The sequence below is a fragment of the Shinella granuli genome (assembly GCF_004341885.1).
GTDB lineage: Bacteria > Pseudomonadota > Alphaproteobacteria > Rhizobiales > Rhizobiaceae > Shinella > Shinella granuli.
The window spans coordinates 1-15,121 of the sequence record NZ_SLVX01000004.1 but is presented as its reverse complement, the minus strand read 5'-3'; the positions used below and the strand labels follow the sequence as shown (position 1 = coordinate 15,121).

Annotated in this window: 19 protein-coding genes; 12 read left to right on the top strand and 7 right to left on the bottom strand. The window is 53.8% G+C overall.

Annotation, left to right across the window (positions count from 1 at the left end):
- The first annotated feature begins 16 nt into the window (after positions 1–16).
- Together EV665_RS08385 and EV665_RS08380 are read left to right on the top strand one after the other, a co-directional pair.
- Positions 17–1,105 (top strand): hypothetical protein, encoded by a 1,089-nt coding sequence (locus tag EV665_RS08385; protein ID WP_133033774.1) that lies wholly within the window; start codon positions 17–19, stop codon positions 1,103–1,105.
- Entirely contained in the window at positions 1,102–1,539 is a 438-nt protein-coding gene (locus EV665_RS08380; protein ID WP_133033773.1) for an ankyrin repeat domain-containing protein, read from the top strand. The genes EV665_RS08385 and EV665_RS08380 overlap by 4 nt, the downstream gene beginning before the upstream one ends.
- A gap of 37 nt (positions 1,540–1,576) precedes the next feature.
- Here EV665_RS08380 and EV665_RS08375 read toward each other — a convergent pair whose 3' ends face one another.
- Both EV665_RS08375 and EV665_RS08370 read right to left on the bottom strand, forming a co-directional pair.
- Positions 1,577–2,362 (bottom strand): FRG domain-containing protein, encoded by a 786-nt coding sequence (locus EV665_RS08375; RefSeq protein ID WP_133033772.1) that lies wholly within the window; start codon positions 2,360–2,362, stop codon positions 1,577–1,579.
- On the bottom strand, positions 2,346–3,950 hold the full coding sequence (locus tag EV665_RS08370) for a P-loop ATPase, Sll1717 family (RefSeq protein ID WP_133033771.1): 1,605 nt from the start codon (positions 3,948–3,950) through the stop codon (positions 2,346–2,348). The genes EV665_RS08375 and EV665_RS08370 overlap by 17 nt, the downstream gene beginning before the upstream one ends.
- Before the next feature lie 852 nt (positions 3,951–4,802).
- Here EV665_RS08370 and EV665_RS08365 point away from each other — a divergent pair.
- Both EV665_RS08365 and EV665_RS08360 read left to right on the top strand, forming a co-directional pair.
- On the top strand, positions 4,803–5,189 hold the full coding sequence (locus EV665_RS08365; RefSeq protein ID WP_245507668.1) for a DUF3768 domain-containing protein: 387 nt from the start codon (positions 4,803–4,805) through the stop codon (positions 5,187–5,189).
- A gap of 114 nt (positions 5,190–5,303) precedes the next feature.
- Positions 5,304–6,212: a DUF4238 domain-containing protein gene (locus EV665_RS08360; RefSeq protein ID WP_162853014.1), complete on the top strand. Its 909-nt coding sequence runs from the start codon at positions 5,304–5,306 to the stop codon at positions 6,210–6,212.
- Positions 6,213–6,617: 405 nt separating this feature from the next.
- Here the strand turns inward: EV665_RS08360 and EV665_RS08355 are convergent, their stop codons facing one another.
- Both EV665_RS08355 and EV665_RS08350 read right to left on the bottom strand, forming a co-directional pair.
- Positions 6,618–6,872 carry a hypothetical protein gene (locus EV665_RS08355; protein ID WP_133033769.1) on the bottom strand — a complete coding sequence of 85 codons (255 nt, stop codon included), beginning with the start codon at positions 6,870–6,872 and terminating at the stop codon, positions 6,618–6,620.
- 190 nt (positions 6,873–7,062) lie between these two features.
- Entirely contained in the window at positions 7,063–7,659 is a 597-nt protein-coding gene (locus EV665_RS08350) for a recombinase family protein (RefSeq protein ID WP_133033768.1), read from the bottom strand.
- A 211-nt stretch (positions 7,660–7,870) separates the two neighbouring features.
- On the opposite strand from EV665_RS08350, the gene EV665_RS08345 reads away from it, so the two are divergent.
- From EV665_RS08345 to EV665_RS08315, 8 genes are all read left to right on the top strand, one after another.
- Positions 7,871–8,185, top strand: a complete 315-nt coding sequence (locus EV665_RS08345; protein ID WP_133033767.1) for a hypothetical protein — start codon at positions 7,871–7,873, stop codon at positions 8,183–8,185.
- Positions 8,186–8,223: 38 nt separating this feature from the next.
- Positions 8,224–8,928, top strand: coding sequence for a hypothetical protein (locus EV665_RS08340; protein ID WP_133033766.1), 705 nt, complete (start codon positions 8,224–8,226; stop codon positions 8,926–8,928).
- An 88-nt stretch (positions 8,929–9,016) separates the two neighbouring features.
- Entirely contained in the window at positions 9,017–9,553 is a 537-nt protein-coding gene (locus tag EV665_RS08335; protein ID WP_133033765.1) for a hypothetical protein, read from the top strand.
- Positions 9,554–9,814: 261 nt separating this feature from the next.
- The gene (locus EV665_RS08330; protein WP_133033764.1) at positions 9,815–10,018 is read left to right on the top strand and encodes a hypothetical protein; all 204 of its coding nucleotides are present in this window, start codon (positions 9,815–9,817) and stop codon (positions 10,016–10,018) included.
- Positions 10,015–10,287, top strand: coding sequence for a helix-turn-helix domain-containing protein (locus tag EV665_RS33260; RefSeq protein WP_425376490.1), 273 nt, complete (start codon positions 10,015–10,017; stop codon positions 10,285–10,287). Before EV665_RS08330 ends, EV665_RS33260 begins: the two co-directional genes overlap by 4 nt.
- 375 nt (positions 10,288–10,662) lie before the next feature.
- The gene (locus EV665_RS08325; RefSeq protein WP_133033763.1) at positions 10,663–10,953 is read left to right on the top strand and encodes a type II toxin-antitoxin system TacA family antitoxin; all 291 of its coding nucleotides are present in this window, start codon (positions 10,663–10,665) and stop codon (positions 10,951–10,953) included.
- Entirely contained in the window at positions 10,950–11,447 is a 498-nt protein-coding gene (locus EV665_RS08320) for a GNAT family N-acetyltransferase (RefSeq protein WP_133033762.1), read from the top strand. Before EV665_RS08325 ends, EV665_RS08320 begins: the two co-directional genes overlap by 4 nt.
- A gap of 185 nt (positions 11,448–11,632) precedes the next feature.
- Complete coding sequence (locus EV665_RS08315) at positions 11,633–12,676, top strand: calcium-binding protein (RefSeq protein ID WP_162853013.1); 1,044 nt, start codon at positions 11,633–11,635, stop codon at positions 12,674–12,676.
- A gap of 33 nt (positions 12,677–12,709) precedes the next feature.
- On the opposite strand, the gene EV665_RS08310 is transcribed toward EV665_RS08315, so the two are convergent.
- The 3 genes from EV665_RS08310 to EV665_RS08300 form a co-directional block, all read right to left on the bottom strand.
- Positions 12,710–13,102 (bottom strand): hypothetical protein, encoded by a 393-nt coding sequence (locus tag EV665_RS08310; RefSeq protein ID WP_133033760.1) that lies wholly within the window; start codon positions 13,100–13,102, stop codon positions 12,710–12,712.
- 71 nt (positions 13,103–13,173) lie between these two features.
- Positions 13,174–14,433: a relaxase/mobilization nuclease domain-containing protein gene (locus EV665_RS08305; RefSeq protein WP_133033759.1), complete on the bottom strand. Its 1,260-nt coding sequence runs from the start codon at positions 14,431–14,433 to the stop codon at positions 13,174–13,176.
- Positions 14,430–14,834 carry a hypothetical protein gene (locus EV665_RS08300; protein ID WP_133033758.1) on the bottom strand — a complete coding sequence of 135 codons (405 nt, stop codon included), beginning with the start codon at positions 14,832–14,834 and terminating at the stop codon, positions 14,430–14,432. The genes EV665_RS08305 and EV665_RS08300 overlap by 4 nt, the downstream gene beginning before the upstream one ends.
- Between the last annotated feature and the right edge of the window lie 287 nt (positions 14,835–15,121).

Genomic DNA, 15,121 nt, shown 5'->3' with positions numbered 1-15,121 from the left:
ACAAGCGGGGATGCCGGTGGCAGGGGCAAGGCTTGGGACATATGACGATTACGCCGTTCAGCGCGTCGTCCAGAAGATCGACGCGCTGGTTCGCTCCCACAAGCATTTAAGCCTTGGCGGCATCGCCGCCGCGATCAGCGAGAAGCGCAACATCGAGTTTCATCGCGAATACATGACACGGCTGCGCAAGTATGAGTTGACCGACCCGTTGACCGATCTGGTCATCGACTGGATCGTAGACAACCACGACCCGAAGTTCCGCGAAAAGCTTTCCCCCGACAGCATTTTCACGCAGGTCGGCGAAAGCTCGTTCGACTTCTATTTCCATCTGGCGCAGATGGAGGATTACGATGCATGGGAAGAGGAAGTCCTGAAAGCCTTCGAGGGCGTCTATCTCTGCGCGCCTGCGCAGGATCGCCACTCCTACCTGCCCATGACGATGGTGCGGCATTTCTTCGAGAATAAGGACGGCTACGAGCAGCAGGCGAAGCTCAAACGCTCGGTGGACATCAAGCAGTATATCGCCGAGCGCAGTATCGTCATTTTGCGCGCCACCCGCATGGGCTACTACCACGCCGCGGAGTTCCCGCTATCGCTGCTCTTTCCGCCGGACTTCGTGACGCTCGATGTGCGGCAGGTCTATGAGGGCATCGGCATCGCGTCCGGCAACAGCATCCACCTGTTTTTGCGCGAATGCCTGTCCCGCACCGGAAAACTCCACTCCATCCTGATTACCGCCAACGGCAAGAACGAAGCGGCGAACCCGCACGAGATACCGCTCTTCACCGTTGGCGAAGTCCGGCATTTCGTGCGGCAAGAGTGGCAGGGCATGACCGCCCGCGATCTTGCCCATATGAAAGGGGAATTTGCACAAGCGTTCGATCTCGGCTTCCATCTCGACGGACAGGCACAGGTCAATCTATCGCCCGTGCCGGACGTGAAAAACCGCGTTGTTATGATCTATCCGCGTGAAAACGTCTTTCACCGCAAGCCCGCCGACTTCCTGCGGCATCCCGATCTGCATTTCATCCTGCCCGACCTGAAAAACGCCGCTGAAATCGAGCGCGTCATCCAGAACCCGCTGGCCGTGGGGAGCCTGCTATGAGCCTGCAACCGAAGCCAAAGAACACCGTCCGCGCCAACGCCTTCGCCCGCTTCGATCCCGAAGGCGGCGGCAAGCTCTCGGCCTATTCGCTGCTGCGGGCCATTTATATGGACAAGGTGACGGAGGCCGAGGCCATTCTGAAAGCCAATCCCGAGCAAATCAACATGGGCGATCCCTACGCCAGCCTCACGCCTCTGCATGTCGCGATATTCCGGCAGAACGTCGAGGCCGTGGCCCTGCTGGTCAATCATCCGCGCTGCGATGTCTGGCAGAAGGACAATTTCGGGCGCGCGCCTGTCGATATGCTCGTTTATACGGCGGATAGAGAGATATTCGATATTGTGATGCGCCGAGAAAACTCAAAGGATTATCATTTCCGGGAAACACAACACAAAGATAACCTATTAATATTCGGAAAACAGAGGATACCGTAAAGTACATTTCTGCTGACCAGACCTTATAGATAGGTCATTATTTCAATATTATCTTCTCTATATTTGACCTGAACGAGCGAATTACACCCTCGACATCTGGAAACAATCGGCTAAGCGTAATACCCATAAGCTGCAAATCAATATATGCTGCCATCCTATCAGAATTTCTAAGAGAAATTTTCCAAAGTACATGGGGCTTTGAAGTTCTTTTGTTACGGCTCACTGAAAGCTCGATCAACTCTAAAAGATCACTGAAGCTAGATGAGTTCCGACTGAAGCACCCCATTTGAGCTGACAGCCTCTCTACAGAAACTGGTGGCTTCTTCAGAAGTTGACAGTCTTCAACACCAACAAAGTCTTCCAAAATTTGCGTATCAAGAGCCCAAACGACTGGTTGAAGCTTCTCATTTGAGCGCAAATTTGGAACATTCTGAAAGGCGAAAAAGGCTGCAACATATGGACTTGTCGTCCAGTCTAGCAATCTGGTCGGCGCTCCATGATGTTGAGCCAATATTTCATAAGGAATCAGGGATTCTGCGTCAGTCGCGCTCGCCTTTGGAAAGCTGACATAGCCTCCCGTGTTAAGGGTGTCGGCTAAATCTAGCATGTAACTATTATATAGTTGCTTCCTATCTTTGATCCCTAACTCCCGTGAAACCAACCGATCAAAAGATGACTCCAGCCCCCATGAAGCCTTCGGCTGTCCTCGAAAAATAAACCTACCTGCTGACAATCCGTCAGTGAAAATATCATTTAACGTTTTTCCAAATTTGTCCCACTGAACTCTACTTACATCACAAAAATACTCAGTAGACGAGTTCATCACTGGTTAACTCCAACATATATCTATCTGCTATTGAGGGATGAAATCCATAGCGCTTCGCGCTACTTGGAAGGTTTTCGTTTTCTGAAACTGCATACCAATTGTAAATCCACTTCGATTCGCCTCCGCCCCTATCATCCTTGTAGGCGATTAGTCCATTCCTCCAAAATACATTATCAATTCTGTATCTCGTATCCTTGTGAGTACTGGCGTTTGATTTCCCATTTAGAGAAGATATAGCGCTTTGTAGCTCATTACTATCAAAAACCTGCTTGCCAATTAATCTAACAAACCTCTCGACTTCCTCCCTCAAATGATACTTGATGGCATCACTGTCATCTGGGCGCTGACGAAGCATACGGGCGTACTCTTCAACAGAATGTTGCGTTACCAGCATTTCCGTCAAGCAGGTCTCAACGGACTCATTGGCAAAAAGCTTCGAGCACGCTTCAACCGCTTTCCTAAGTCTCCCCGGCGAAAATTTCTCATTCGTTCGGCGACACACTAATAGCTCCCTTGAGATTTCGTTCCCTACGATAACAACATCTCTCGGAAGGCACCTAGTATGCCTAAGAATGTACTGAGCCGCATTCTCTTCAATACCTCTTCTTTTATTGAATATACTACTAAAGCCTAGCCACGCATCCATTACATCATTTATGCTTGCCTTTGACGGGATCTTTAATCGGGCAGAGCGAATTATTTTCTCCCTTGCGAAATATTCGTTCTCCCTCCTTCCCCAGTTGAGTATTCTGATATGATTATCATCTACTACTTTCGTGCCATGCTCTGTTCCGACGCGCGCCCGATATACAGAATCTCGAATGGTTGCAACTATATGTAACCGCCCTTTCATTTCCCTGATAAGATTTAAAATTGTTACTAAGAGGCCATACTGGCAGTCGTGCCACATCTGCGGGATAGTGTCCGCTTGCGCGTCGATAGCATCTATAAATATATATATAGGAGAGTTCTCTGGGATTGAAGCCTGCATCACGGTCTCCAACTCAACCCAGAGATCGCTTTGAATGAAATTCTCAAATAGATGGCGTTTTTCCATCGAAGAAAATTTCTCAACGTACTTGACTGGCGTCAATTCAACAAGAGGCTCTGAGAAAATATCATCAAATCTATCAATGAATGTTCTCTTATCTATCACTGATTTAAGTCTATCAACGTTGTCAAAAGACATATGCTGCCTTGTAGAGTAAAACAACGATGCTAAGAATGAAAATATTGCTCTACGCCAGACCAATGACCAAAAATGATCGGGGCTTAAATTGCCTGCCCGAGCGGACAGGGCTTTCACCGCTGCCTCACTCAACGCTCCATTATCGGTGATAGCAATAACCTCGTGGCGGGATTTGGCGGCAGCTTCTAATGTTCTCCAGTGAAACGTCTTACCAGCGCCCTTGCGGCCCACTATCAGATGGGTGGATAATCTATTGGCGGCGATGCTCAGGCTGGGGAAAGCCAGCCCCATTTGTATCGCTGCTTTTTCTAAATCCGCCGTGGTGGCATCTGGATTCCCAAAATTGCCATCACCAAGGAATTGATCAAAATCCTCACTCTCTTCTTCAATTTTCAAGTGAGCGCCTTCCAATGTGAAACTGCGATCTTGGTGGCTAGTGTAGGAGCGTATTGGATGCTAAAAGGCTCGTCGCAACAATTGCAACATTTTTTACGAGCTTCCGCAGCTTTTGGTAGAATTCATTTGATGGATAAAATCCATGCTTCGCTGTAAGCGCCGTCTTGTTAGAGCGCAAATCATCGAGAATCGCGTTTCTGAGCGCATCGGATCGGTGCCCTCCCAAGCTTAGAATCTCTGAAACGGAAAGACAGTTTGCGGCCTGATCGAATTGGCGAATTACGTTGTCGAGGCTCTTCACGCTTAATAGCTCCTTCTCGACGTTAGTATTCGCTATTTGGATTCTGTATTCAGCCTCTCGGCGAAATTCCTCTATGAGAATGTCTTTATATTCCATAACATGTAAATTAAACTATTTTATCTTCTTGTGGCAATAGGCTTATATTCCTACTTCTTGACTTAAGAGTCGGTATTGTAAGGTATTCGTCCAACATGTCCATTTGCCCGTCGGTAGTGTAGGTTATGCGGATAGCAATCTCTTACTATTCTTGCATGCGGTCTACTCGGTTAGCATCTTGAGGTGATCGAATACTGTCCAAGGTTTTTTTAAGTAAGGAAGCCGAAGTCTATATATTTCGCCGTTAACCCCTCCAGTTTGTTCCCATGTTGCCCATCCATCCGACTGTAGCGGCGTGAGATCAGACCGGCGCGCACCGATCAATGGCTTGCCCGCTCCATTCGCCGCGTAAACGTGGCTCCCGTGTTGACCATGTGACCGGCACTCTTTATCCGGCCCGATTTCTCCGGCCCATCGGCTGAATGGTTCAGCCCTTGAACAAAGGAGAAATCAACATGAACAAGAAAAACAATTCCGATACGCCGCTGGATACGTCCCGCATCGTCGCCGAACATAACGACCACTTCCGATCCATGATCCACATCCCGCACTTCGGGACGCCGGAAATCGACGGCAGGGTGCTCGTCACACGCGGCATTTCTGCCTTGTCACCGCTGGCGCAGATTTCCATCCTCGCCGCCGTGCGGACGTTCAACGCCTTTACGCCGGACAATGACCCCTATGGCGAACACGACTTCGGAACCGTTGCTGACTCCGAGGCGGGCCGCGTCTTCTGGAAGATCGACTACTACGATACCGATTACCGGTATGGCAGCGAAAATCCCGCTGACCCCACCGTGACCCGCCGCGTCCTGACTGTGATGCTGGCCAGCGAATACTAAAAGTCATGCCGGATGCCGCCTCATATACAGGCGGCATTCGAATATCGAAGCTGGATTATCGCGTTCGGACAAAATAATCTTTCGATATTGCAATACGATTGTTTCGAAACGGCCATGTCAACAAATCAACCTCGTAATCACCACTACATCCCTCAATTCTATCTGAGAAACTTCGCAGTGGATGAGGAAAAGAAGAAGCTGTTCACCGTCATGCGGCGCGGCCATCTCGCGGTATGGGCGCAACGGGCCATTAGAAGCATCGGTTTTGAGCGCGACCTATATGTGCACATGGTCGATGGTGCGCCCATTTCGGTCGAAACCGAAATCAATAGCAATGTGGAGACACCAATCTCCAAGAGCGATACCTGGGTCAAGATTGCGTCCGGTCAAACCGAACAACTCGACATATCGGACAAGCCGATCCTGTACGCCTTAATTCGGCATTTGGAAGCGCGAACTCCGCATTATTTCCGCACAGTTCTGGAATTGGCCGACCTCGCGGGCAACCCAGAGAGCGATATTCCATTTTCCGACGAGGAACGCAAAATGTATGCCGAAATCCGCCGCGATCCCGAAGCGGCGAAGGAGGCTTTCAATCAGATGTCGGCCTCTCTGGATTGGACGCAGCGAGATTACAGGAAGGCGGCGGTTTCAGTTCTTCGCACGAGAGTACCGTTAAAAACTTCGACGAAGCCTGTTCATGCTGTTGGCGTGCCTGCCCCTCCCGCATCATATTTGCCATATCCGGGGCAAACGCCGTTTCAACTGCTACTCGCTTTGAACAGGACGACAATTGCGACGCTTATCTTCGGCGATTTTGATAATGCCTTCACCAATGAAATATGCGCGGATGACGTTGCGCTCGGTTTCAATAGGAATGTTGTCGGACAATTCTGCCATTTCGATTCCGTCACCCATCTCATTACCGACCGCCATGGGCTAACTGCCGATATGACATGGGCACCCTATGAACTGGTGAGCGACACCGAACGTAAAATTACCTATCGCCGAAGATCGTCATGACCCGATAATGCGCCGCACCGCTCCCCTTTGGGGAGTATGCAAGGTGTGTTTTCGCCATGCGAAAACCCCTTGGGAGGGGGCCGCTGCGCGCCCCCGTCCACCCCCAAGCCGTGGTGCGGATCAGGCAAAATGCCTTCCCGCACCATAGATCGTATCGCCGATCAATCACTCGCAATGCTTGCTTTACGCAACGGAAAGCGCTAAGCGCTATCGCACGATGATGGAACCTTGGAGGATGGTGCAGATGGTGGAGCGCTCCAAGTATGAGGCCGAGCTGAGGCTGTCTATGGGGGCGGCGCGGGTTGCAATGTTCGCCGAGAAAACCCCTGCCGAAGCTGTGGAAGCAGTCCGGGCGCAGTTGGCTATGCGCGAACTACTTGGTCAACCGCGCCCGATAGCAGACAATCACGACGCGATAGATGCCGGGCTAAGGCACTCATCAACTGCAAGCTGATTGTTGTCCTTGGCACAGCGACAGGGCACGACGCCGTTCCCCAAGTCAGCGGAATGAACCGTTGCCATGTCGATGAAGTAGGTCAGCGTATCATCAACACATGAGGCCTGTGCTCGTAACTGCACAAGAATCTGCGTTATGTAGTTCAACCGAGACGCATTCGACTCTTCCATTGCTGGATGTGCAACAGTTTTACCATTTTTCATGCCACCCTCCCTTGAATTGAGTAACACTAGCGATGCAATCAAAGGGTACTCTCATAATTGAGGTTCAGCAATAATAACTACCAATAGGTAAACAGTTGTATTTTCTGCCATTTAAAATCTTTAGGTGTATTTTCGCCGTGCGGGGTTGCGCCTGAAAAATGGTACTGTCCAAGTTGTACGACAGCGCCAACTAGTTATGGTCAATTTGACAATGCCTTCGCAGCGAGCGTGTCAACGTCCAAGGATCGACCTTGTATTGGGCGGCAATGGCCCCGATGGTCGCCAGCTTTCCCTCAATTTGCCACCGCGCCGCCGATAGCTGATCCTCTGTCAGCTTTGGTGGACGGCCCAGCCGCGTGCCGCGCTGGCGGGTTGCCGCCAGCCCTTCTTTCGTACGGCGGGATATGTGCCGCCGCTCCAGCCGCGCTTGCGCCGTCAGGATCGTGAAGATGAACTCGCCTTCTGCCGTCGAGGTATCGACCGCCGCATTGACGATGTGCAGAGAAACGCCCCTCCTGCTGAGCGTCTCTTCGGTCAGCAGTGCGTCAATCGGCGAGCGGAAGGCCCTGTCCACGTCCAGAACCACCAGAACGTCCCCCCGTTGCAGGCTGTCTATGACCTTCTCGAACACAGGCCGCTTGCGGGCAACCGCGCTGCCGGACTCCGGGTGCAGCTCATCGCAATGGGGCCGCAGGGCGTCTATCTGGCGGTCAAGGGACTGATCCGGACGGGAGCAGCGCAGATAGCCCACCCGCCTACCTTTGTATTCATTGAGTTTCTCGATCATTTCGCATGTGAATCAATATGTTAGGCGGTCGCTTGGGTCACGATTTAGATTGACATAAACGACCGTTTTCGCGGTACGCTTCCGTAAGCCGTTTCAGAATTTGCCTTCATTGCCAACACTCTGATTTTCCTTAATTTCTTCACTATTGTCTCATAGCGAAGATCGTCTTTTCAAATTCCAACACAAACGGTCGTTTTCGCGGGTTGCCAATGTGGCGGCAACCGCTGGATTCCTGCTGTCTTTGGGCTTGGTTCCGGGGCAAACGAAAGACTTCACCGCCGGGATTGTGGCGAATGAGATGAAGGCGGAAGAGCGCTATCCGTTCATGGCGGGTATCGTCGAGGGACTTGCCTATGCCCGTTATGCAACGAACGGCAAAGATACTGCCGCGATGCGCTGCATCTACGATTGGTTCTACGAGAACAAGGAAAGGCCGCACGAAATCCTCGTGGCCTTCAAACGCTTCCCCGATTACACCGCTGGCGCGGTCGTCGCGGCCATGCTGACGAAGGAGTGCGGACGCTGATGCAAACAGTCGCGCTACGCTCGTTCCGAGAAGAATTTATGAAGCATGCCGCATGGCGGCGAGAGGATGAGCGGCGCGTGCTGGAACGCGACCGCCAAGAGCGTGAAAAGAAACGTGAAGAGGCGCTGGACGACCAGCATGAAGCATTCATCGACTTCGCCATGTCCGTGCTCGCGACGGATACGGAAGTTACCGCCTTCAATGCCAAGCTCGATCTTTACGGCACGGCCACCGTCGATGCGCTCATGGAGAATGAAAAGGAACTCGCCGCCGTGCGCGAGGAACTGCAAGGCTTGCTTGCGAAGGCCTATGTTCTACCGGACGGCAGGCGCGTCTTCCGCACCGAAGACGGGATGCGCGTTTTCGATGAGCATGGCGTGGAAGTCAAAGACATCGACCCGATGATTATCGAAGAATGGCGCCCCGCATGGGAGCGTTACGAAAATCCGTTCGAACGGGAAATCAACTTATCGGCACAGCGCAACGATTTGCTGGAGTTTCAGCAGCTTCAAGACGACATCCACGACGAGCAGGGCGAAGCCCCCATGACCAAACAGCGGATGGACGAACTGGAAGACCTGCTTGCCGAAAACGCGCCTGACCCCGTCAAACGTCGCGTGGGCATCCTGCCTGAATCCTCACCCGACCACGCAGCCATGCCCGGCGAGGCGTTGGGCCTCACGGACGACATGGTGCCAACCTCACCGGCATCACGCGTGATGTCTCCCATTTTCGGCGGATAGCCCGCCGTCGCACCCATACTGACGCATTGCGGCGTTTCCGCCGCCAGTTTTCGCATTCGAGGCAACCACTCAATCGAAGGAGAACGATATGTGGGGAAGTTCTTATGACCGAGCGAAAGGCACCGGATACAACGACGGCACCATGGGCGGCATGCTCGGGGCCGTGGATCACAACCGCCAAAAGCAGGAGCGCGAGGCTGCAAGCAATGCAGCCGTACACGACGAGGCCGAGCGGCGCAGGAAGGCACGCAAGAGCGCAAAGGACGACGACAATGCAAAGGTCATCTGCACGGAGTTACATCGGCAAGGGCTGATGAGCCGTGCGGATTATGCGCTCGGCGCGGACTATGCCCGCAAGCACCTGACCGAGCGCCACTATCGCGGCTATCACGCATGGGCGCTTGCCGCCGTTCGCCATATGCGCCGCTCGAAACGGGCGACGGCCTTCTGGCGCATCCTCGCGCAGGCCCGCGCCGATCATATCGCCTATCTCTACGGCGACACGGCCCGCCGCAACCGCTTCGGCGCGCTGCTTTGCGCCGTGGGTTATCCGGCCTGCTACCTCATCGGCAGCCTGATTGGTGAACCGGATTGGCGCAGCCTATATCGTACGAGCGAAGATTAAGCCTCGAACTTGCAATCAGATTCGCATATCATCCAACTGTCGCGACAAGCCAATAGCGACTCCCTCTGCCCCGCGCTTGCGCGGGGCTTCTTTATTATTGTCAAAGTCGATGCGCCCTTGCCTGATATCACGCTGGCGATATGATGTGCCCACCAACCGGCTAAACCGGTCGCGATGTTGCAACACCTCGGAGCGTCGGCAATGCCGGTTGGTGCCTTTTTGGGCCTGTTCTCTATTCGGTTAGATCACAGGAGAATTCCGATGTCCGAGTTTCCCGTTACGACACGGCAGTACAAAATGCGCAAAGCCGCCCATGGCAAGTGGGAGGTGTACGATACGCAAACAGGCTTGCCGGTGTTCGTGCAGGGGCAGTTGGCGACAGGCCTTTCAATCGATGATGCCGACAATCTGACTGACATTCTCAATGGCGAGCGCCCTGGCTACCAGGCGGTGACAGTCCATTGACCTTGGCCGCTGGTGGCAGCTATGAATCGGCCTTCCATCCCGAGCAATGCAAGAATGAGCGCAAGGCGCTCCGCATTACGCTTTATCGCCTTGGTCGCATGTCGGGCGTCGCGCCGGGGCTAATTTCAGCATTCGAGAATGGCCGCAGGATCGATGCGGAAAAGCTTAGAGCGGTACGCGCCGCGCTCCATGCAATGGAAGGCCTTTCGCACTCTGCCGCTAATAGTACCACTGCCCGACAGCCCACGCGCAGGCAGCGGCAACGATAGCAATCGCCAAAAGATAGCCGATGCGCTGGATCATGCGTCTACTCCTCGCCACAAGCTTTGCGTAACGCTGATTGAAGGCGTTGCACATCGACAAATAGGGTGTTGGCCAGTCCCAGCAAGAAGTTTATCACGGCGCGGGCAACCGGCTTGCCCCGTTGGGGCATCTTCCGGCAAGCCGGAAAACCACCTATTGCAACGCATCCGCTTATGCAATTTGCCCGCTTCCGTGATAGCCGGAGGCCATCGGGACGGGGAACATCGTTCCGCCCTGCGGGCGGGTTCTCGCGGCCTGCGGCCAGCATCGAACAGGGAACAGATCATTCTTCTTGCTTCTGTACGGTAAATTCACGTACAATAAGGGCAGGAGATAAAGCAATGGCACAGGAAACAACACCACGAACGGCACGGCTTGAGGCGCGGATTGCGCCTGAGGCGCTTGCCATCGTCAAACGCGCCGCCGAAATGGAAGGCCGCAGCTTGAGCGATTTCATCGTGTCGGCAGCGCAGGACGCGGCCCGCCGCACGATTGAAGAAAATCACATCATCCGCCTGTCGGTTGAAGACCAGCAGCGGTTTGTCGATATGCTGCTTAATCCGCCGGAACCGGTGGACGCCCTTAAACGCGCAAGACAAGCGCATGACATGCTGATCCAGCCCGCACCGTGACAGCACGTTTCATCATAGGAGCGCTGGAAGCACGGCATGACCGCAAGACGTTCTCTTGCGGCGTATATGCGCTTGACCGCTATCTGAAAGAACAGGCGGGGCAGGACATCAAGCGCCGCACCGCCATGTGCTACGTGGCCCACGAGCCGGATTCGGACAAGGTCGCCGGTTACTATACGCTGTCGGCGGGAGATATGGCGCTCAAGGACATGCCGGAAGAGGTGGCGAAGCGCTTGCCCCGTTATCCCGTCATTCCCGTTGCCCGCGTCGGACGGTTGGCAATCGACAAGGAATATCAGGGGCAGCGGCTTGGTGCGGCGATGCTATGGGATGCGGCCAATCGCGCCTTGCGGGCTGAAATGGGGGTATTCGCCTTGGCCGTGGACGCGAAAGACGAACCTGCCGCCGCTTTCTATCGGTATTTCGGATTCGTGGCATTCCCCTCAATGCCGTTGCAACTCTTCTTGCCACTGGCAACGATTGCCAAAGCCTGAACGATCTATCGCATCTGCTTTTCAACGACGCAATTTCGCTATCGGGCTGCCCGCGGAGTCATTGAACAGGACTTTATCCGCGACGGTAATGTTGACTCTTGCGTAAGCGGTTCGCTAGCTTGCCACAACCGCATCATCCTGCGATGGCTGTAAGATCCGAAATTTTTTATCGAGAGGATAGTTCAATGATTGGCGGCAATGTCACGCTTGAAGTATATACACCCGACACATCAAGCCCGATCACGAGACCAATTACGGTAAAACTTTCGAATTCTGATATTGAGTTTGCAGATGCAAGTTTCTTTGATTTGTCAGGTGATCTATATGACGTTGTCCCTGCTAATTTTGATATAAACTCATCCAGATTTACCTACTCCATTATTAGCAACAAGTCAGGATACTTTGCTGACGTAAACGATGAAACAGGTTTTAATGGCTATGTGCTGACGTTCAGCGCTCTTGGGAAATCATCTGGCATGACATTTCGGGCGGTAGATATTATCCGCAATGATCTCAAGGTTCTGGCAGGAAACATAACGATAAATAGTAATCAATTACTGATCAACGTAGACGATCTGCACTATATGAAAGGCGATGTGATATCCCTCCAATTCGGCTTCAATATCAACGGCTCCACGGCAAGTGATACGCTGTCAGGGATGGCCGGCAGAGATTTGATAAGGGGGTTTTCCGGAAACGATGTAATCCATGGCAAAGCTGGCAACGACGTCCTCTACGGAGGAATGGGCAATGACAAGCTTTACGGCGGAGCCGGTAGGGACATCTTGAATGGCGATGCTGGCAATGATTTCCTTTACGGGAACGCTGGCAATGATACCCTCAACGGCGGCAGCGGCAATGACCGGCTGGAAGGCGGCGCAGGCGCCGATAAACTGTACGGCGGCAGCGGCAAAGATATCTTTGTTTTTAAATGGGTCAAAGAAAGCACTGCATCAGCCATTGGCAGAGATACGATTTACGATTTCAGCCAAAAAGAAAAAGATCGAATTGATTTAAAAGCGATAGATGCGGATACAACCATTAAAAAAAATCAGGATTTCGACTTTATCGGCACGAAAAAATTTTCCAAAAATGCGGGTGAACTGCGTTACGAAAAGAAGAATGGCGACACCTTCATTTACGGGGATGTAAACGGGGACGGGAAGGCCGATTTCTCCGTCCGGCTTGATTCCATTGTGAACCTCAGGGAAAGCGATTTTATTCTCTAGGCATAGAACGTTGCTGGCGCATCATTTGATGCGCTAGCAATCAACATAATAATATTCGTAAGCTTCTCCCGGCGTGAGACTTTTCACGGTGAGATACTGGCGCTGACCGATTTTTGTTACGCGCCATTCTTGCTGTATGATGTTTTCGGCATCCTCTTGTGCGCAGTATCCCTCAAACTGTAACGTGCTTTCATCGCCGGGCAGAATTCCATGCAACATACAATAACCGTCCGGCAAAGAAATTTCCCGCGCGTTTACTGTCATTCGGATATCGGCATCCGCCGCAGAACAGGTTGGCGCATCACCGATTTTAGCGACGACCTGCCATTTTCCATGATACGCAACAGGGATATCTGGCGGCTGGGCACCAGCCGAAGATATGAACCAGAACAGACCGCCGAGAGCAAAAGCATACCGAAGATTCATATCCCCTCCATCAAGCGCGTTTTACAGACAGAAACAAACACGTAACATCCGCTCGGCTTTCTGGGCAATAGCTACAGGCGCAGGCCCGCGCTCTGCCTAAACTTCTGGCGCGGCTTTTCATCGTCATGTGTCAGTTTTGGCCCGGATGTCTGCCGGTACAGCATCGCCATATCCTTCGTGTGCAGCCGCCGCGTATGGTCGATTTCCCGCTGTAAGTGGCGGCGCTCGTCAAGCTGGCGCTCGATCAGCGCCTGCTTTTCCCGTGCGTCCCGCTCGGCGGCTTGCGTGGTTTCCCGCTCGTTCTGATCGCGCAGCTTGGCGGCTTGGCCCGTCAGGCGATCCCACAGGCCGCGAATGCCACGCCGGAAGCGGGTGCCGCGTTCTACCGCTTCTTTTGTCCAGCGTTCATCCTGCGCCGCCTGTAGCGACCGCCTGTCCGCACGGTGCCGCTCGGCCATGGCAAGCCGCTTGGCCTCGATACCCTGCGCCGCCTGTGCAAAATCCGACACAGCGGAACCAATGAAGCCGGTCAGCTTGTCGCGTACCAGTCCGGCGATTTTGGCTTGCGTCTCTTCCACGGATGGAAGCGCGGAGACATCGCCCATGCGAGCCACCACATCCTTGGTCTTGACGTCCGCCCACCGCGCCACGGCGTAAATCTCGCCATGAACATCGAGCGCAACCACGGCGCGACGATCCCCACGCGCCAGATAATAGCCGCGCTCTTCTATGGCGTGCTTGAATGCCTTGCCGGAATCGGCGGCAGACCAGCATTGTTGAAACAGCCCCTTGATGTCGCGGGGGTCTTGTTTGACGCGTCTCGCCTGAAACCATTCCTTACGGTCGAAGTTCAGCGGATTGCGCAACGACCTGTCCACCAGACCGTCCGGCATCTGCCAGCCATGCCGGATAAAAAGCTGGCGGGATACGTCGCGCAGTTTCAGCTTGGTATGCGGCAGCTTGACCGCCGTCATGGTGTCCGCGTCGATACGCGACCAGACGCAATGCGCATGCCGACGTCCCTGCTTTTCATGGAAGACGATCACGCGGGGTTGGCCGGACAGGCCGAGCTTACTTTCTACGGCGTCAATCGCATCCTCGAAGACCTTCACCGGCACGTTTTCCGCCGCAGGGGGGCTTAGGGACAGCGAATAGAGGAATTGGGTGCATTTCGTGCCGCGAGAAATGGCATGCGCTTCCTTGAACGCGCCCGCGACGGTTTCAGAGACGAAGCCCCGTATCTCGTGGACTTCCACATGCTCGTTTTCCGGTTTCATGAGGTGGCGGGCAAGATCGCCGTGCCCGCCGCGCTGGTTGCCGTTCAGGATCATGCGCGTCCGCCTTCCGGCAGGCCGAGGGCGGCCAATAGGTCAAGCCGCATGGCCGATACGGCGGCGCAGGCCGCGACAATCTCGCTTTCCGTCTCCGGCGTGACCGGCAGCGCACCGATATGCACCGCCTTGGCAAGCTGGTTGAGGTTGCTCGACAGGCGGGACTGGCCGAGCAGGGCCAGCACCTGCGCCAGCGCCGTATCGTCCTTGAGTGGGGCCGACCGGCGCTTTTGCCGGACATCCGCGCCGAGGATCAGGCCACGAATGTAAATGCCGAGCGGTACATCGCCCGCCCGCTCGATCAGCAGGCGCTTTTCGTCGTCCGTCAGCCGCAGGGTGAAGTTCTTCGCCTCGGGGCGGCTCTTGCGCCGCTTCCCGCCAAGTTTCGGATAATCGTCCATGGCGGCACCTCACAAAGAGGGCGGCGCAGGGCGGCGGGCCAGCGACGTATCCTTTAGAATTTGCTCCCAATCGGCTAATTCGCTAAAGATTTGGTTCAGGGTGTCGCCGTTTGGGCGCACCATTCCAAACGCAGAAATGCGCATGAATGCAATTGGACAGGCACACTACCAACTTGGCCAGTCCACCTTTTAGCCTGAGAGCGGCGGTGCAAAAGTCGGCCACGGTAGCGGCGGCATAATGCTGCTGCGGGCGGAGTAAAATCCGGCCACCTATTTCCTTTCTGCAA